The following is an 18,118-nucleotide window of genomic DNA, read 5'->3' as shown; positions in this document are numbered from 1 at the left end:
AAAGGAATGATCATAATGATACAGAACATATACGAGACTCATTTACATGTAAGAAATTTAGAAAAAGCGATAAATTTCTATCAAAACAAGCTAGGATTAACGTTAGCAAGAAAACTCTCCAAAAGAAGAGTGGCTTTCTTTTGGGTCGGAGAAAATAAAAAACAAATGCTTGGACTATGGGAAGTAAATAATATCGAAGACTTTGAGCTGAGACATTTTGCTTTTGGTGTAAATTTAGAGTTTTTAATGACTTCTAAAGCGTGGTTAGAGGAGCGTGGAATAGAAGTGATAGGAAGTCAAGGAAAAGGAAATCAAGAGCCAATTGTCCAAAGGTGGATGCCCGCTGCAAGTGTATACTTTCTAGATTGTGATAGAAATAAATTAGAATTCATTTCTATGTTACATGACAATCCAGATGAATTAGAATATGCATCCTATTTAAGTGTATGGAATGCGGAACACCAAGAAAAATGAATGAAATTTCCGTTCAAGTCTTTTCTAATTTTTTAGATATACTGTTGTACGATCCCCCTTTTGCTATTAATTTTCGTCGGATTTATGAACAGTTATCGTAATGGAACATTCATGATAACTCCACTTGTTAACATAATGCATTTATTGTCATCTTGTATTTGTACTTACGTACTAGCAATTCCTAATCTGCTTCCATTACAATTTGAAACATTTAATTTTTCTTCTTATCTGGCATCTAATCTTTAAACAAAAACTCCCCTTAAATCGAAAATGATTAAGGGGAGTTTTATATACGATGCAATTATAGTTCAGATTTCACCCGAACAGAAACATTATTTTTAATTATATTTTTGACATCTTTAAAGCTAACAAAATTGTTACTTTTCTCATCCCAAAGACGGAAACGGAGTGAACGCAAGCTTGTAGCAAGCGTAATTGTTGGTACATTTTTTAAAGGAAGGGTATTGTTGTGTGCCTCTTCTAGTTTATAGTTAGGTACTCTTGGACTTAAATGGTGAACATGATGAAATCCAATATTACCCGTTAGAAATTGCAAAATTTTTGGAAGTTTATAAAAAGAACTTCCCTCCACTGCCGCTTTCACATATTCCCATTCTTTATCTTCTTCAAAATAAGAATCCTCGAATGTGTGCTGTACGTAAAACAGCCAAATCCCTATTGAACCTGCTATTAAAAATATAGAACCATGTACTAAAAGAAACGATTGCCATCCAATTGCCCAGCAAAGCATTCCTACAATAGCAACGATTAAAATATTCGTTAAATAAGTGTTCATACGTTCTTTTTTTCTAGCACCTTTTCGGTTAAATCTATTTTTAAGCAAGAAAACATAAATCGGGCCTAACCCAAACATAACGAATGGATTGCGATATAAACGATATGCTAAACGGAGTCTAAATGGTGCTGCTACATATTCATCTACTGTAAGCGTCCAAATATCCCCTGTACCCCTCTTATCCAAATTACCACTCGTAGCGTGGTGAATAGAATGCTCATGCCCCCACTGATCAAATGGGAATAATGTTAAAACACCCATACACGTTCCAACTATTCTATTTGCACGTCGACTTTTAAAGAATGAATAATGGGTACAATCATGAAAAATAATGAAAATCCTTGTCATAAATCCAGCGGCTAACAGTGCTGGAACTAATGTTAACCAATAAGAAACTGACAAACTTTTATAAGCAAGGTACCATAAAATAATAAATGGCACGATTGTGTTGATCAGTTGCCAAACACTTTTTTTAATCGTTGATTTTTCAAAAGGAGCAACTTGTTTTTTTAAATTTTTAGTATTTTCTAAGGTCATTGTTCTAATTCCTTTCCTTTTTGTTGCTAATTCATATTATAGCACACTATTAGTATCAGGTGTTAAAAGTAGCTATAATAAATATTTTATACTATGAAAATCTCTTTTTTCTTACTCATTACTTACAAATTTCTTACGTCCAAAATAGCTTCTATAATTGGACAGACGGAGCATTTTATGTATCAAAGAAACTTCATATTTTTCCAATAAATACATAAAAAACAGCGAGTTTTTTCACAAGAAGAAAAAAGCTGCAATCAGTCAGTTTCACCGACTTATCGCAGCTTCTCTTCTTTTTACCTTATTTTATCGATGAAGCCAAACTGCACCTGCAGACTTGTCTTCAGCTTGGCCTACCACTTCAAACTTCAGTCCTAGCTTCGGTAACTTACGTCCTGCATCAGGAATAACGCTGTTGATGTATTGCTTAGAATCATCAAATTTTGCCACTCCTGGTAATCCTTTATAATCAAAGATACCGCGTGTTGGTGAATTTACTTTCCATGCTGGTGTTTGATCAAATGAGAATGCCGCATCGGCAATTTGATAACGCGTACTGCTCTTCACAGTAGGTTGTCCGTTTAATGTCCCTACAATTGCCTCTGGATGAGAATCTACTACTCCTAAGAACCCTTCACCTGGATGAACGCCTACCCAGTTATCTGTAAAGCTTTGATCCGCATACCATACAACCATTCCTGTATTAAATACTGGGCCACGTGCATATTGTAACGCAGTGTCAGAACCAGCGTAATTTCTCCACTCTACATAGTAATTATGTTTTTTCTGTTCAAATCCGTTAGACACAGTAAAGCCTTTTAACGTCATTGCAGGCTGACCTTCTGCATCATCAGAGAAAACAACTTTTCCATCTACAGTTAAGGCTGCATTATCTAACGCAAATCCTTTATAAGCTACTGCAATATCTGTTAAGTACTCAAATTGCAGTTTTACTTTTTTTCCTTTGAATTGGCTTAAATCGTATGATTTATCAACCCACTTACCATCAGTTGTATCCGCGCCGCCTTTTATATCTTTTTCGCCCATTCTATCAATGCGTGTCTTCGTTCCATCTTCTGCAATCGCATATACGTCAAGGAAATCATACTTCGCTTCAAGTTCGTAAAATGCCTTATAATCGAACTTAGCATCCTTTGCATTTGTTAAGTCAAATACTGGTGTCTCAAGTGTTGTATGAATGTCATTTCCTTTTGTACTGTAATAGAACTTCTTACCAAACGCTGATTCGATATTTTTTATATCTTTGTCCGGCAAGTTAACACGAACAATTCCAGGTCGTTTAGATTTTGTAGTACTTTGATCTACATATGTTGCAACACCGATTCCTTTGCTAAGTTTGTCATAATCTACTTCAAGAATATTCGCCCAGTTCCCCTTCATATTCTTTTGGAAAAACTCTTTATTTTGTGGCGAGAAACTCGTTGGCTCTGTTCCTGCAATTTTTCCAGCCCAGCTACCACCACTCATAATAGACCATGACTCAACAGGTTCACCTTGTCCTGAGTACTTTGTATCATATTCATCTGGTAAGCCTAAATCATGGCCATACTCATGTGCAAACACACCAACTGCTCCGTCTTCAGGCTCGATTGTATAATCATATGCAGCCATCTTTCCGCCCCAGTTCGAAACAGAAGATTTCGTGCCATCAATTGCATATGGTTTTGAACCTAATTTTGAACGATGTGACCAAATCGCATCATCTTTCAATTTACCGCCGCCAGCTTCTTGACCAACACCAGCATGTACAACCATTAAATGATCAATAATGCCGTCTGGCTCGTTTTTATTTCCATTACCATTTTGATCGTACTGATCATATTGATCAAAGTCTGCTAAATTTATCCCTTTTGCTACCGCTGCTTTTAATGCTTCTTTCACAAGATCTTTTGGTCCTAAAGGTCCCTTGTTATCATGACCAGTACCCGCATCAGCACCATAATCTGATGCTTTTCCTGGAACAGTAAGCCATTCTGTTACAGTCCCATCAACTGTATAGCTACCACCAGATTGTTCTTCATAATATTGCTTAAATGTGTTAATCTTCGATCCATCAAATAAAGTAAATGGTTCATCACCAAATAACATTTTTTGATAATGTTCACGATTAAAGTCCTTAGAATACATGTATCCTGGCTCTTGATCAATATTGTTATGCTTAAAATCGCTAAATTCTACAAGTAAAACAAGTACTTTATCTTTTCGAACAGCTCCATTGTATTCTTCTTGCTTCGCTGATGTAGTAGGTACTTTTCCATTTAATTTCCCAGGGTTCAATGCTGCACCTTGTCCAGCTACTGGGCCTACTTCAGGCTGCTGCGCCTGTTCATTTTCCCTCATTTTTGCATCTTTTACTTTTTTCATAAAGTCAGAGGCTTCTTGCGTAAGACTATCTCCTGTTAAGATTTCTTTCCCAGGGTTTTCCCCTTTCTTTTTCTCAACATATTTTTCGACAGCTTTTGAAGTCTCAGCTTGTGATGCAGATTGATCAATTACCCCCCGTTGTTTTAGCGCTTCAGCCAAACGCTCCTCCGGTATTAAGTGCTCATCTATTGGTAGAGATGATGTTGGTGTCTCAGCATACGCTGCGTGACCTCCAAAAGCAAACGTACTACTTAGTACTGCTGCTGTTGTTAATACCGCTAATGGTTTTAATTTCTTTTTCTTTTTCTTTTTCAATGTATTTCCTCCCCAGTGTCTGCAAATTATCGTTTTTTGCCGATAACAACATAATATTCGTTATAATACGAATATTCAATCTTTTTCAACAAATAAAATGTTGAGAAATATTTTTTTATGCAGGGTGAAATACATAAGATATAAAAACAAACAGACTCTTCTATAAATAACAGTGAACTTTTATATGTTCTTAGTTACAATCAAAATCCAGTAAATCTGGGATTCATACTTTTTTAATAAAAATAAGAATTAAATATTTTCTATACTATTTAATCTATGGATTACCATATTACTCACTATTCTCATTATTACAAGCTAATAGTGGTTCGTACATCATTATAGCGTGATTCTCTGTTACATATTGATCTTCTATTAACTGTTTCTGTTGATTATATACTTTACGTTGAATCACATTATGTCGTATATAACCGCCCCAGTATGCAGGTTGAATTGAGTGTTCTTTCTCATACACTTCATATTGATAAAGTTGCGGATAGACTGTTCTCCATTCACCAACTAAATGTTCATCTGTCATATAAAGGTGAAGTTGATACAGTTGGTCCGTTTCATTTTTAATTTGTAAATCCAAATAGTTATAGGAACAAGTCGCCCCACTCCCAAACGGTTGAGTGCGCCTAGAGTCAGGAAAGACATCAAAGCTATGACGATATCGTTCTGTTACTGTCAGTGGTGTATGTAAAGTCATCCAATATATTAAATTCGAAAGCTGACAAAGACCTCCTCCAATACCTGTTTGAAAAGATCCGTAATGTAATACCATACCTTCTACATACCCTTTTTTCCTCGTTGGCTTACCTATTAAACGCCAGTAAGAAAATGTTTCTCCCGGTCTAATGACGATACCATTTAGTTTTTTAACAGCAATTTTCAAATTAACAACCTTATTCTGTTGATACCACATATCTACATCTTTGAGCTTACGAAGTAATATCGTTCGGTGCTGAATTGCTGTACAAGGTAGCTTTTCTTGTTGAAACCTTTTTGCATATGTTTTTCCGTCTGCTAACCACTGAATGTACCTCTTTGTAGAGTAATACCACTTCCCTAGCATAATGCGATACTTAGACCGCTGTTTAGGACGTAAGTGCACTATATTCATTTTATTCCCTCTCTCTTTCTTCAACTAAATTCTAATATATTTCTAATTCAATAAATTACAGTTTTCTTAGCTGCATAATAATTTCCGCAAAAAAATAATAAATTTACTCTAGTGGAGATTTTATTTTGATGATTGCTTTATAATTATATAAAACTGAGCTTCAATACAATAAATTGAAATAAACATATTATAAATATAACGGATAACCTTAAATAAAAAATAATGAACATTAAAGAAATTCTAAAGTATTAATATATTTTTCGTAAATATTAATTGATAACACATTAGACTTTACTATATGTATAACTTCTTATTCTACAAAACGAAATTTTTTAATGTAAGAAAAAAATATAATTTCCCTTTAACATTTATACAAGTCTCATATGGAAAACTTTACAAAACAATTCGAACACTTATATTTAGAATAAACACAAAAAATTGCCACCAGTTAACTTAACTGGTTGGCAATTTTTTAACGAGAATGCTTTACAAATAGTTGAATTGCTTCTTCTGGTACATAGCACTTTCCATTGCTCTCTACAATAATACTTCTTAATTCATACCCTTTACCATTGATACGAATTATATTTTTGTTACCAAATAATTGTGCTTCTACTTTATTATGTTTTACTACGAGTAACGGGTTTGCTCCTTCGGTTTTGTCGGCTGTTACAGTTGCACCGATTTTCTTAAAGGCTTGTTCACTCTCTAAAAATATTTTATTCGTTACTTCTTCTAAGTTAAAGCCCATCGCTTTCGCCATCGTCTTCGCAATGTCTGTATTTTGGATTAAGCCTTCTGGTTTTTGAGGTCCATAAGAATGTAAGAATACATCCTCACCTGTATGTCCTCCTGTCGTAAAGCCGATATTTGCACGATTAGCCAATAATGTAGTAAAAATTCGTCCTACATCCATTTTCTTTTTTGCCACTTTTAATTGTTCTTTTTCATCATGAGTTAGATTATCCAAACCGTATAGTTTAGCTACATCTTCTACATTTGATAAATCAGATTTCAGTTTATTTATAGTTCCTTCAAGTGTCATTTTCGCCTTTTTCAATGGATCAATGTATACAGAAACCGGTGTAGTATTGTATCCTTTTGTCGTATTCCTATTCCCTATAGAGATGCCGCTGTTACCATGATCAGTTAAAGCGATGAGCATCGTATCCCCATCTTTCTTCGCAAATTGTAACGCCTTTGCTACCGCTTCATCAAATGCTAATACATCACTAATCATCCCAATTGGATCATTAGCATGAGCTGCCCAATCAGGCTTACTACCTTCTACGAATAAAAAGAAGCCATCTTTATCTTTTGATAATGTTTGAATTGCTTTTTCTGTCATTTGAGAAAGTGTTGGTTGTTCTGGATTTGTTGCTATACGATCCATATCAAACGCAAGAGCATGATGTGAGAAAGAGCCCCAAATTTTATTAGATTTGGAGTTCAATAACGCATCTTTCGTTTCAACGAAATCGTATCCTTTGTCTTGAATCACCTTTACTAAATTTTCACCATCTTTTCGGATTCCATTACTTTTCATAGGTAACAGCGCCGCTTTTCCCCCGCCTAATACGACATCTATATTTTGATATACTTGCTGCTTCGCAATTACGTCAAAATGTTTGCGATTGACATGGTGAGCAGAGAATCCGGCCGGAGTAGCATGCTGAATTTCAGATGTAGCAACAATGCCAGTTGCACGACCAGTACATTTTGCGCCTTCTAATACGTTTGCGACCGGCCGTAACTTTTCTTCTTCTTTTATTGGCTGTAAGCTAGGCGAACTTACAATAGAAGGTAATATACCTACATATCCTGAATTCGATTTATTTCCAGTTGCTAAAGCTGTTGCTGCTGGCGCTGAGTCTGTAATAGCTGATTCCGCCGAAAACGTACGAACACCTCCTGTTACAATTTGATCTAACGTAAGCGGTGCCCCTTTATACCAGCGAGCCAATGTTGTCGCCGTTGAACTCGTTCCGTCCATAACCATCATAATTATATTTTTAGGCTGGTGTTCTACTTTTTTCACCTTAGCTTTGGCCGCATGATAATTCATCATACTTTCCGTACTTAATACGCTTACTATTATAGCTCCCACTAATAGTAACTTTTTCATCTTCACACCATAATTCAACATGATTGTTCCTCCATAAACTTTGCATTCATTTCAATACACCTTATTTCCTTTTCCATACCAAAACCTACATATGTTTTATTAGTTCCCAATTCTCATAAAGCTAACAATAGTTACTTTCTCTTTCTTTAATTAAATATCGATATGTATCATTTATCTTATAAAAAAGATTTAACATCCTTTTCATTAATTACTTGTTTAACAATAAATCCTCGATTAAAAGAAATAAAAATTTATTGTTAAACAATAAATTTCATGTTAAATTAATAAGATATTAAATAAATGAGGTGCTTTTTATGAAACAAGGATCCACACTCTTTTTAAAGACCGTTGTAATTCTAATCGGAATCCCCGTTCTTGCTATGTGCATTTTTTTAGTCCCTAAAATAGGAAATTTTGCCGCAGAATTATATCCAGATATTGCATATATTAAATATCTTGTATTTATCAATTTATACGCAACAGCAATACCTTATTACTTCGCACTGTACCAAACATTTAAGCTTTTAAACTATATTGATAAAAATAACGCATTCTCAGAGCTATCTGTTCAAGCTTTAAAAAATATTAAGTACAGCGCATTGGCAATTAGTGTATTATATGTATTAGGTATGCCACTTTTTTATCTCGTGGCAGAGAGAGATGATGCCCCTGGCATTATTATTATCGGAATGATTATGATTTTTTCTTCAATGGTAATCGCGGTCTTTGCTGCCGTTCTCCAAAGACTATTAAAAGATGCTATAGATATAAAATCAGAAAATGATTTAACGGTCTGAGGTGAATAATATGGCAATTATTATTAATATTGATGTAATGTTAGCAAAAAGAAAAATGAGTGTAACAGAACTTTCGGAGAAGGTTGGAATTACAATGGCTAACCTTTCTATCTTGAAAAATGGAAAAGCAAAAGCAGTCCGTTTTTCAACTTTAGAAGCAATATGTAAAGCATTAGAATGCCAACCGGGGGATATTTTAGAATATCAACCTGAAGATACCGAGTAAAAAGAGTCCTTCATATGAGTAATGGGTTCAGTGTAGGAAGAGAAAAATGCTAATAACCATTAGAAATAACAAACTAAAACGCTCAGAAGATATTCTGAGCGTTTTTATTTCCTTATTCAACTAAAGCACCAGTTAGTGTAAAAAGCTATTTCACCATTTGTATGGCTAACTTATCTTTTAACATTGACCTATATGAGTCAATTTCATATTTTGTATTATTGATTTTTTCTTTTTTCATTTTTAACATATCGAATATTTCTAATTCTAAATTCCTTCTAGCTTCAAGAACTTTTATCGCTCCTTCTATACCTGAATGGTTATGTTCTTTTCCATAGCCTTGGTTAGTGTAATAGTCAATAATTCCTGTGGACCATTCTGGAGTTCTTTCTTTTAACGCCTTCCTAAATGAAAATTCAAGATTATCTTGTTCTACATACAATAACATTGGATTTAAATTCTCTATGATTTTTGCAACTTTCATTATATAATTTATTATTTTTTCTTTTTGTTCACCATATTTAATCATCCCAATAGTTAATGGATTTTGTATGAAACAACATTCAAAGATATAAACCTTATTGTCTTCTAGAGCGGTTTCAGCAAAGTCATTCCATTTATTAGCAATTAATTCAACATTTTTATCGAATGGTAATTCGTATATATCATTTTTAGAAATAATGTTAAATAATTCGTCCGAAAACTGGTCACCAAACTCATTTTTTATCTTTCTGTATGGTAATAAATAATTGCTTCCTTTTTTTAGAACTTTCTTAAGGAGCACTTCTTTAAAATCCCCACTGTTAGATAATAATCTATCGAACTCAAATTTATTAAAACAAGATACACCATCATAGTCGGCTGGGTGGTTCAAATTTCCTTCTAAAAATAGTTCAACTTCAATTTTATTTTGGCTTAGAATTTCATTTATTAGCTTTGCAGTGGTTGATTTTCCAAATCCAGGTAACCCTTCTACTATTATTAGTTTTGTATTCATAGTTATAAATGCCTTCCTTCAAAGTATTTAACTAAGATTAAAAAAATCACTTACTCCACTGCAATCACCCCTTCAAAATATGATATTTACCATTTCCTTTGAAAAAACCTTCTTAAAGTAACCTGACTGTTAGTTTAAGAACATTTTTTCATAATCTCTACAACTATTTTAACATAAATTTTCCATTTATCTTTTTATTTAGAACACTATTTAACTATATAAAAGTGCTTAAACACTATAATAACAATAAAAAAAGGGTGCTAAATCATATGTGATTTACATCCCTAATTTGTGTGTTATTTTATATTTTCTCTCCCGTAACTGAACCCGATATCATACGAGAAGGACTCTTTTTATTACACATTACGGCGCAAAACTAATTTGACCAGTAAACAATAGGATAATTGCTATGATCCAAAATATAAAAAATGATGAGGACAGTATTAATGAAAGAATAGCAATTCCCTTCTTCTCTGTTCTTTTCGTCATTGTGATTATTGAAAGCATGATACCTACACCTGTAAGGGCAATTGTAATATAATCCCCAACTATATTACCTGCATTGGCTATCCTTGTTGGCGTTATAAAAACGAATAGAAAACACAGAATGCCGATGAGTAAAGATACATAGCTTATTATACTGTACTTCTTTTTAGGAACTATTTCAGTTTTCATACTAACCCCACCCCTTCTATATAGCTATGAGTTCATATTAACATGAATAACCATAATTTAGTTAAAATAAACTGGCCACTTCCTTAATAAAGATGGACGATTATCCTTTAATCTCTAGTAATTATTATATACAGAAAATAAAGTGAAACTTTAATCAGTGGAGGTTTTGTTCACCCTCCACTGATTATTAGTTGAAGCAATCAGGCTGCCCGTTAATGCGGAATAAAATGAAAGAGTTCTAAAAAATAAAGACTGTACCTTTAAAATAAAAGATTCAGTCTTTATTAATAACTTCTTTTATAAAGAAAACTCTCTATCACTCACTACCTTAAAAAACTCCGAGTAATGTGATAAAGAATAATCCGCTACATCACAATTACCTTGAAACATACATGTTGAAATACCTAATTCTTTTGCAGGTAATAAATCTAATTCTCTATCTCCAATAGCTAAATCAATATTATGCTTTTTATGTAAATGATTATAAGCTAAAGAGTTGGGCTTTCGGGGAAAGCCATCGTCAATTGTAACCATATCTACAAAGTATTTTTCCCAGCCGTAATATTTTAAAATGTCCATAACTCCTGCCCTATGTTTATGGGTCATAATCACATTTTTATCTGCAAATTTCAAAACCTCTTCGACACCTGCAAAAGGTTTCATATCTTTTGGCGTGAATTTTCCCTTCAAAACTTTAATCTTTTCTTCCTGCTCGCATGAAATATTATAATACTGAATTGCATGAGAGTATGATATTTTTAAGTTTTTGTATATTTCTTGTTTTTCTACTGAGTCACCTAATATTTCAGAAAGCATTATTGTATATGCAGGATACGTATCAAATAACGTCCCATCAAAATCCCATAAAATATTCATTCTATTCACCTTCTATTTTCAAATCATTGGATGACTAAATCCGCCCTATCCCTCGGCAATTCCGTTTCTAAGTAATAATCCTCTGCTTTCCAATACCTATTTTCAAACTTTGAAAGGTTCTTCTGTGTCTCCTCACTCTCACGTAGAAACCTTGTCTCTCTTGGACAGTCCAAATAGACCATATAATGAAAGAAATCTCTCCATTCTTTTCGCTGCAGAAAAACTCCTTCAATAACAATTACGCCTACAATAGGAATCTGTACTTTTTCCATTTCACATATATCTGTTTCTTCATGAAAAAAAGGTAATTTCAATTTTGTTTCGTGTTGTAGCTTTTGAAAAAATTTCTGCCTTAGCCATTCAATGTCCCATTGTAAATAATAATACTCGTACCATTCTTCATATCCAGTATGATATCGTTTATTACGCTCCACTATATGATCATCAATATGGAAAATATGAAACGGAATGCCTTCTTGTTTCATATTTTCTTTTAAATTGGCTACAAATGTTGTTTTTCCAGATCGACTTAAACCATCTATACCTAAAATGAATCTATTTTCCCTATGCTTCTTCATAATCGTTATAAGTTCGTTTGTACTCATTACTTCTTCCACTCTTCTTTTAATAAAGAATATAAAATGGTATCATGAGCAACTCCATTTTGAATCATATGTTTTCGAAGTAATCCTTCTTCTTGAAATCCTGCTTTACTTAATAATTTTTGAGAAGCTTTATTTTCTACATATACAACAGCAGCAACTCTAATAAGTTGCAATGTTTCAAACCCGTAAGTTAAAATTGCCTGTAACGCTTCCGTTGCATACCCTTGTCCCCAATATGTATCGTCTAATTCATAACCAATTTCAGCTCGTTTATGATGATTATTAATTAAATGAAATCCGCACGTTCCGATTAATTGGCCCGTCCCTTTTTTCTCGATTCCCCAGCGAAATACACTGCCCTCTTCATAACGATTTTTAAACGTTTGAATCGTTGTTTTCGCTTGCTCAATATTTTCAAAAGAATCCATTCCGAAATAACGTATAACTGATTCTTTCGAGAAATATTGGAACAGCGTTTCTGCATCTAATAGTGTAAGTTCTCTTAGTCGTAAACGTTCTGTTTCTAGTTTCGGAAATCCCATCTCTCTTTCTCCCTCTATTCTAATGAACTGCAAATTTCAATATAATTTCCATCTGGATCAGCAATGTAGGCAATTGTTTGTCCCCACGGTTTTACAATAGGTTCAACTAAAATCTTGATTCCTTGTTCTCTAAATTGCTCAATCGTTTCTTGTACATTCTCAACAACGAATCCTAATTCGAAATGAGAAGACTGTAATTCACCTTCTGTAAGCGGTAGTCCTGTTAATTCTTTCACATCTTGCCGCGTATTCATCGCTAAAATGGTAGTTCCAGTATTAAATTCAATATATGTTCCGTGCTCTGCTTTTATAGGTAACTGTAAAATATCTTTATAGAACCTTAAACATGCCTCAAACTTTTCTACATATAAAATGATGTACTTCATTTTCAAATTCATTTTACATCCCCCTTTGTATCTATTCCTAAAATTTCGACAAAAGTCTCATAAAAACCTTGTTCCTTGTAGTAATGAGCAAAAAAAATGAGGCCGATTTCTCGGCCCCCCAGCTTATTGGCATAAAACAGGAGATTTGGTTTGGACATAACCAGTTCGTACTTTTATTATATTTTATTTTTTCTGAATTTTAAATACATTAAACACCTATTTATATTGAGAAAGTTTTTTGCTTGCATAAAATTAAAGATTTTAAGAAATGATACAAATGGAGGTGTATACATATGGAACCAATGCTATGTCCAAGTTGTAAAACAAACCGTACCCGCTTTAATATTCTTGAGCAACAAGTAAAACCAGTCAAATTAAATCCACAAACTGGTCAAGTAGAAGAAGAATACACAAATGAAACGATGAATGCTTTTCATATGGCCTATCAAGGACCTACTTATCGCGTCCAATGCGCTGTATGTGGGCTTGTTGAAAATCCAGAACAATTTATTAAACCTGCTCAAAATCAGTCTTTCTAATAAAAACATGATTATCCCTTATAGAAATAGATTTTTCTATAAGGGATTTTTTCTTTTAATAAGTTAATTAAAAATGGATTTCTTCCTTATTATATGTTAAACTTCGCACTATTTTGCTAATATTCAAAAAAGGGCAATACATCAAGTAATATTAATATTTAGGATTTCGGATCATTTTAACTAGTGGTTTATTATTAAGAATCATTTCTTATTCATTTATGATTTTTATTTGGTTATAAGATTTTAATACTTAACTAGTAGTTCTACACCTTAATTGCATAGTTTTTATTATGTAAAAAAGAGTGAGCAAATTACGTTTATATAGAAACAAAAGAAGTTGATCTCGGTTTTCCCTCTCATCAACTTCTTTTAAACTCCACTCTTTATTATAATATTTCACTTTTTAATTTTTTGATTTTCCAAGAGAGTCTTATAAAAAAGTACATCCACATACAACCTGAAAGACCTGTCGTAACTTTCGCCCACATTGGCAATCTTGATTCCATCGGGCTTAAAAATAGGTTATACATTGATGGTAATATACTTGCTGATATAATAACAAGGAATAGCAATAATTCATTTAGTTTTTGTATCCTCGTCTCTTTTTCTGAGTAAATATCAGGCAATTCATTAACCTCTTCTACCTCTTTACAAAAATAATTCCATCTTGTGAAACTTGTTACGCGTTTCCAACCTGACATTTCGTATATTTCGAAATACTCTTGTTGTTGTTCTTTCGAATCTCTATAAACCAATCTAAAATCAGCTTTGTATATTACATCTTTTGGCTCAGTTTTCTGAAACGTATACATTAAATTATATTTTTGTAATGCCCAACCTTGCTGATGCATCTTTCGTAAAAAAGCTTCTTCTTTTTCTAAATTCCATGCCGTAAAAAATTTAAATACCCTTTTTGTCTCCATCTTCCATTCACTCCCCTAATATACTATTTCCATTCCTTACAGATCTCTGCAATCTGTTATATTCTAGCTCTAACACTTCTCTCCCAAACGGCGTTAACTCATAGCACTTCTTTCTATCTGTAGAGGCAACTTCAACAATTAATTTTTCTTTAAGTAATTTCGTCGTATTCCCGTATAAAGTACCAGGACCGAGCTTTACTTCCCCATTTGTCATCTCTTCTACCATTTGCATAATTCCATATCCGTGCATTGGTTTCACTAGTGATAACAATATGTAATATGTCGCCTCAGTTAACGGAATATATTTTTGCGCCTTCCCATTCATTATAACTACCTCCGATACATCGCCTTATGATATATCGACTTACGATACATCGTATATCGATATTGTATAATCATATTCCAAAATATGCAAGAGTAATTTAATAATTAAATATCCATTTCTTTGAATTAAAAAACCATACAAATTTTCTGAATAATTTGTTAAAATATAGAAATATTAGCTCTTTTATAATGAAAGGAATGGTACATATGATAAATAAATTGAAAGAAAACATCGGATCTGTGTTTGTTGGGAAAGAAAATGTTATTGATCTACTGCTCGTTTCACTTCTTGCTGATGGACATGCACTACTCGAAGACGTGCCTGGTACTGGGAAAACGTTACTGGCGAAAACCATTTCCAAAAGTATTGGTGGTAGTTTTTCTCGCGTTCAATTCACCCCCGATGTACTTCCAAGTGATATAACAGGTATTGAATACTTCAACCCAAAAACAAGCGAATTCGAATTAAGAATTGGACCAGTTATGACAAACATTTTGCTGGCAGATGAAATTAACCGTGCAATGCCGAGAACGCAGTCGAGTTTGTTAGAAGCGATGGAAGAACGACAAGTGACGCTCGAAAAACAATCTACGCCTCTGCCGAAACCGTTCTTTGTTATTGCGACGCAAAACCCAATTGAATCACAAGGGACTTTCCCTCTTCCAGATGCACAGCTTGATCGCTTTTTAATGACGATTTCAATCGGTTATCCTACTCCTGAAGATGAGCTACAAATGATGCGACGTTTTCGGAACGATTTACCATTAGAAAGTGTCACATCTGTCATCTCATTAGAAGATATTTTAGAATCTCAAAAACGAGTAAAAGAAATATTTGTTTCGGAACCGTTAGAACATTACATTATTAAACTTGCTCATGCTACAAGAAATCATGATTATATCGCTAACGGTGTAAGCCCACGTGCTACATTAGCTTTAGTACGTGCTGTTCAAGCTTTAGCCTTTTTACGCGGGAGAGAATATTGCACACCAGAAGATATACAATTGTTAGTTCCTTCTGTTTGGAATCACCGTATCGTCTTATCAATGGAAGGTGCATTACGTACGACAAAAAATGATATTATGAAAAGTATTTTAAAAGAAGTTGACGTACCTGTGGAGATTGAGCAAGCATGAATGGACAGCGTGTTGTAACTGTGCCTTTATTTTTTCAACTCCATATTATTCAACTAACCGTTCCAATCGCGTTACTTTTCACATTCTTTTTCCCGCAACGAATGCTTATGTTTCTCTTTTTCTTCTATTATATATTTGCGATTTTTATTTATAAATATGTCGCTTTCATAGAGAAGAAGTTTCAAATCATAAATGAGAAACAAACTACACGGCTTTTTCCTGAGGAATCTGGACAGTTTTTTATTCATTTAAAAAATGGAGCCAGCATACCGCTCGTTAATGGTGTTTGTTACTTTCATTTAAATTCGTCCCTTATACCGCATAAAGAGCAAGGCATTGAACAAATATCAAAAACATTATTCTCTTTCCTATTTTCACAACCTGCAAATTCGGCACAAAAATGGGGTTTAACATTAACCGCAACGAAGCGTGGTGTGTTTCAAATTGAACAGTTTGAATGTGTATTAAAAGATCCATTTCATCTATTAACTGTACATTTACCTGTTTTTGATAAATTAAGGACTGAAATTATTGTGTATCCTTCTCCTAAAGAAGTAGCAGGTTTGCAAGAACTTCAGCAACTTTTGAATGGATTTTATCGAACGAATTTTTCTTTTTACAATGATGAAACATCTATTATCGGTGTAAAGCGATATGAGCGTGAGTCTTTCCGCTCTATTCATTGGAAGGCATCTGCTAAAATGCAACAATTACAAGCGAAGCAATATGAACCTGTAAAAAATTATAGTTGGACGATTTGTCTTTCTTTAGCTGCCGATCGTGGATTTGGTTGGAAAGATAATGTAGAAGAACTTATTTCATATGCAACATACATTTTCCAGTACACAACGAAGCACCACATTCCGTTTGAATTGTTTATTAGTGTATTAGCAGAAGGCGGTGCATTACATGTACCGTTAAATGAAGGACAAACACAATATGCAAAAGCTTTAGAAGAATTAGCCCGTATTTCAGATGATAGTACGTTACTTCCGAAACAAGGATTCCTTCATTATGTAAAGAGAAAGAGAGAACGATCGTCTACAATGATATACATTGGTTTACAAAGAAATGAACTCCCTCTTCTCTCGCAGCCAACGTTTCTCATTACTAGTGAAGGGATGGTGGAACCCGTTGAAAACTTGGCTATATCACATTCATGATTTCATTCTGCTCCTCCTGCTTTCATTATTAACAGAAAGAGATGAACTAATTAGTATTGCAATATTTTTAACAACAGGCTATATTGGAGTATTTCTTATTCATAAATTTATGCAGAAAAAAACAACAGGATTTGCAATACTTTTAGTTCTTCAAATCGTTCTTTTCTCTTTATTTTTACCTTTTTCTCTTTTTGGCACAATCATATTACCACTATTTTTCTTTATCGTACATGCGATCGGACCTGGATATCCAGTTCAAAAATCTTTAGGTGGTATTGTATGGTTTGTTGTTTCAGCTATATTTTATGCACCCTTTCCACCGTTGTGGAAACTATTAATGTTAGCCTTGCATCTTATGATTACATTTTGGTTAACCGGGGCAAATCGCAAACAACAACTATTACGTTTTGCTTCTATCATTACGATTGGCTTAATGAGTATATTAATTGTTCAAGTATTTCCTTTCATTCGACTTATTTTTGGTTTTATAACGGAAGTAGTCGCATTAGGCGTCGGCTATGCTTTAATGCCATTAATTAAAGCAGCGGAATTAAAAGATACTGAAGATGTTTGGGCAAATAAAGGACATCTCTTAAAACCAAAAATTGAAGACGGGAAAAAAATTCCTGATTTTGATCCAATACTCATAAATAGCGCTACAATAATAGTCTGTACAGCTATCGCTATTTACGTCGTTTGGAAAATATTAAAAAAACGAAAACATTTAAGTTTACCAAATATGCACGTCTTCGAATCTACTATCATTACTGATAAAGAAGGAATGAGCCAAAATCGTTTTAAACGAAATAAACCGCCACATAACGAAATTCGGAAGGAAATTTTTAAGCTAGAGAGTAAGTTAACCTCTCCTTTAAATAGAAAACGGGGAGAAACTGTTGAAACTTGGCTAGAAAGAATAAACGATGAAGAAGATGTAAATATTCAAAGTGATATTATTATAGATGCTTATAATACTGTGCGGTATTCAAATGGTGCAAACACTGTACTTCTACATGAATTTAAGGAAGAGATTCATAAGCTTTATGCATATCAAAAAAGTTTGAAGAAACGAAAGAAATAACGTAACAAAAAGACTCCTATATTTGAAGTGCACCCCAATTGTTAGACACATAATTAACAATTGGAGGTGCATTTTTTATGGCTAAATTTTCTTCAAAA

19 protein-coding genes are annotated in these 18,118 nt (G+C 33.5%); 7 read left to right on the top strand and 12 right to left on the bottom strand.

Features of this window, described 5'->3' with window-relative positions; genetic code table 11:
- The first annotated feature begins 15 nt into the window (after positions 1 to 15).
- Entirely contained in the window at positions 16 to 474 is a 459-nt protein-coding gene (locus tag AB6801_RS16590; protein WP_000615639.1) for a VOC family protein, read from the top strand.
- Positions 475 to 775: 301 nt separating this feature from the next.
- Here AB6801_RS16590 and desA read toward each other — a convergent pair whose 3' ends face one another.
- From desA to AB6801_RS16570, 4 genes are all read right to left on the bottom strand, one after another.
- The gene (gene desA / locus AB6801_RS16585) at positions 776 to 1,807 is read right to left on the bottom strand and encodes a Delta(5) desaturase DesA (protein WP_000171499.1); all 1,032 of its coding nucleotides are present in this window, start codon (positions 1,805 to 1,807) and stop codon (positions 776 to 778) included.
- Between the two features lie 306 nt (positions 1,808 to 2,113).
- Positions 2,114 to 4,507 (bottom strand): immune inhibitor A domain-containing protein, encoded by a 2,394-nt coding sequence (locus tag AB6801_RS16580; RefSeq protein WP_087875493.1) that lies wholly within the window; start codon positions 4,505 to 4,507, stop codon positions 2,114 to 2,116.
- Positions 4,508 to 4,796: 289 nt separating this feature from the next.
- Positions 4,797 to 5,627: a VanW family protein gene (locus tag AB6801_RS16575; protein ID WP_009327106.1), complete on the bottom strand. Its 831-nt coding sequence runs from the start codon at positions 5,625 to 5,627 to the stop codon at positions 4,797 to 4,799.
- Positions 5,628 to 6,099: 472 nt separating this feature from the next.
- Positions 6,100 to 7,773, bottom strand: coding sequence for an alkaline phosphatase (locus AB6801_RS16570; RefSeq protein ID WP_000935923.1), 1,674 nt, complete (start codon positions 7,771 to 7,773; stop codon positions 6,100 to 6,102).
- A 293-nt stretch (positions 7,774 to 8,066) separates the two neighbouring features.
- Here AB6801_RS16570 and AB6801_RS16565 point away from each other — a divergent pair, with 293 nt between their 5' ends.
- Together AB6801_RS16565 and AB6801_RS16560 are read left to right on the top strand one after the other, a co-directional pair.
- Positions 8,067 to 8,549 (top strand): DUF2975 domain-containing protein, encoded by a 483-nt coding sequence (locus AB6801_RS16565; protein ID WP_000809119.1) that lies wholly within the window; start codon positions 8,067 to 8,069, stop codon positions 8,547 to 8,549.
- Positions 8,550 to 8,559: 10 nt separating this feature from the next.
- Positions 8,560 to 8,775 (top strand): helix-turn-helix domain-containing protein, encoded by a 216-nt coding sequence (locus tag AB6801_RS16560; protein ID WP_000974619.1) that lies wholly within the window; start codon positions 8,560 to 8,562, stop codon positions 8,773 to 8,775.
- Positions 8,776 to 8,920: 145 nt separating this feature from the next.
- On the opposite strand, the gene AB6801_RS16555 is transcribed toward AB6801_RS16560, so the two are convergent.
- The 6 genes from AB6801_RS16555 to AB6801_RS16530 all read right to left on the bottom strand — a co-directional run bounded on the left by AB6801_RS16555 (position 8,921) and on the right by AB6801_RS16530 (position 12,865).
- Entirely contained in the window at positions 8,921 to 9,769 is an 849-nt protein-coding gene (locus AB6801_RS16555) for a P-loop NTPase family protein (RefSeq protein WP_069605300.1), read from the bottom strand.
- A 363-nt stretch (positions 9,770 to 10,132) separates the two neighbouring features.
- The gene (locus tag AB6801_RS16550) at positions 10,133 to 10,444 is read right to left on the bottom strand and encodes a hypothetical protein (protein ID WP_000845560.1); all 312 of its coding nucleotides are present in this window, start codon (positions 10,442 to 10,444) and stop codon (positions 10,133 to 10,135) included.
- Positions 10,445 to 10,741: 297 nt separating this feature from the next.
- Positions 10,742 to 11,320, bottom strand: a complete 579-nt coding sequence (locus AB6801_RS16545) for an HAD-IA family hydrolase (protein ID WP_001024221.1) — start codon at positions 11,318 to 11,320, stop codon at positions 10,742 to 10,744.
- A 23-nt stretch (positions 11,321 to 11,343) separates the two neighbouring features.
- Positions 11,344 to 11,925: a kinase gene (locus AB6801_RS16540; protein ID WP_000106112.1), complete on the bottom strand. Its 582-nt coding sequence runs from the start codon at positions 11,923 to 11,925 to the stop codon at positions 11,344 to 11,346.
- Complete coding sequence (locus AB6801_RS16535; protein WP_000506676.1) at positions 11,925 to 12,467, bottom strand: GNAT family N-acetyltransferase; 543 nt, start codon at positions 12,465 to 12,467, stop codon at positions 11,925 to 11,927. The genes AB6801_RS16540 and AB6801_RS16535 overlap by 1 nt, the downstream gene beginning before the upstream one ends.
- Positions 12,468 to 12,481: 14 nt before the next feature.
- Complete coding sequence (locus AB6801_RS16530) at positions 12,482 to 12,865, bottom strand: VOC family protein (protein ID WP_001049847.1); 384 nt, start codon at positions 12,863 to 12,865, stop codon at positions 12,482 to 12,484.
- A gap of 281 nt (positions 12,866 to 13,146) precedes the next feature.
- Here AB6801_RS16530 and AB6801_RS16525 point away from each other — a divergent pair, with 281 nt between their 5' ends.
- Entirely contained in the window at positions 13,147 to 13,392 is a 246-nt protein-coding gene (locus AB6801_RS16525; protein ID WP_000433609.1) for a hypothetical protein, read from the top strand.
- A 386-nt stretch (positions 13,393 to 13,778) separates the two neighbouring features.
- Here the strand turns inward: AB6801_RS16525 and AB6801_RS16520 are convergent, their stop codons facing one another.
- Together AB6801_RS16520 and AB6801_RS16515 are read right to left on the bottom strand one after the other, a co-directional pair.
- Entirely contained in the window at positions 13,779 to 14,315 is a 537-nt protein-coding gene (locus tag AB6801_RS16520; RefSeq protein WP_000448684.1) for a DUF2812 domain-containing protein, read from the bottom strand.
- A gap of 7 nt (positions 14,316 to 14,322) precedes the next feature.
- The gene (locus tag AB6801_RS16515) at positions 14,323 to 14,640 is read right to left on the bottom strand and encodes a PadR family transcriptional regulator (protein WP_001013435.1); all 318 of its coding nucleotides are present in this window, start codon (positions 14,638 to 14,640) and stop codon (positions 14,323 to 14,325) included.
- Positions 14,641 to 14,846: 206 nt separating this feature from the next.
- Here AB6801_RS16515 and AB6801_RS16510 point away from each other — a divergent pair, with 206 nt between their 5' ends.
- Genes AB6801_RS16510 through AB6801_RS16500 form a run of 3 tightly spaced genes read left to right on the top strand, consistent with a single transcriptional unit; the run spans position 14,847 to position 18,020 of the window.
- The gene (locus AB6801_RS16510) at positions 14,847 to 15,776 is read left to right on the top strand and encodes an AAA family ATPase (protein WP_047386390.1); all 930 of its coding nucleotides are present in this window, start codon (positions 14,847 to 14,849) and stop codon (positions 15,774 to 15,776) included.
- Positions 15,773 to 16,939, top strand: coding sequence for a DUF58 domain-containing protein (locus tag AB6801_RS16505; protein ID WP_087947752.1), 1,167 nt, complete (start codon positions 15,773 to 15,775; stop codon positions 16,937 to 16,939). The genes AB6801_RS16510 and AB6801_RS16505 overlap by 4 nt, the downstream gene beginning before the upstream one ends.
- Positions 16,911 to 18,020, top strand: coding sequence for a DUF4018 domain-containing protein (locus tag AB6801_RS16500; protein ID WP_087947753.1), 1,110 nt, complete (start codon positions 16,911 to 16,913; stop codon positions 18,018 to 18,020). The genes AB6801_RS16505 and AB6801_RS16500 overlap by 29 nt, the downstream gene beginning before the upstream one ends.
- The last annotated feature ends 98 nt before the right edge of the window (positions 18,021 to 18,118 follow it).

The organism is Bacillus sp. RCC_6_1 (genome assembly GCF_041360755.1).
Lineage (GTDB): Bacteria > Bacillota > Bacilli > Bacillales > Bacillaceae_G > Bacillus_A > Bacillus_A cereus.
The sequence above is the reverse complement of the archived record's forward strand: the minus strand, read 5'-3'. Positions and strand labels throughout refer to the sequence as shown.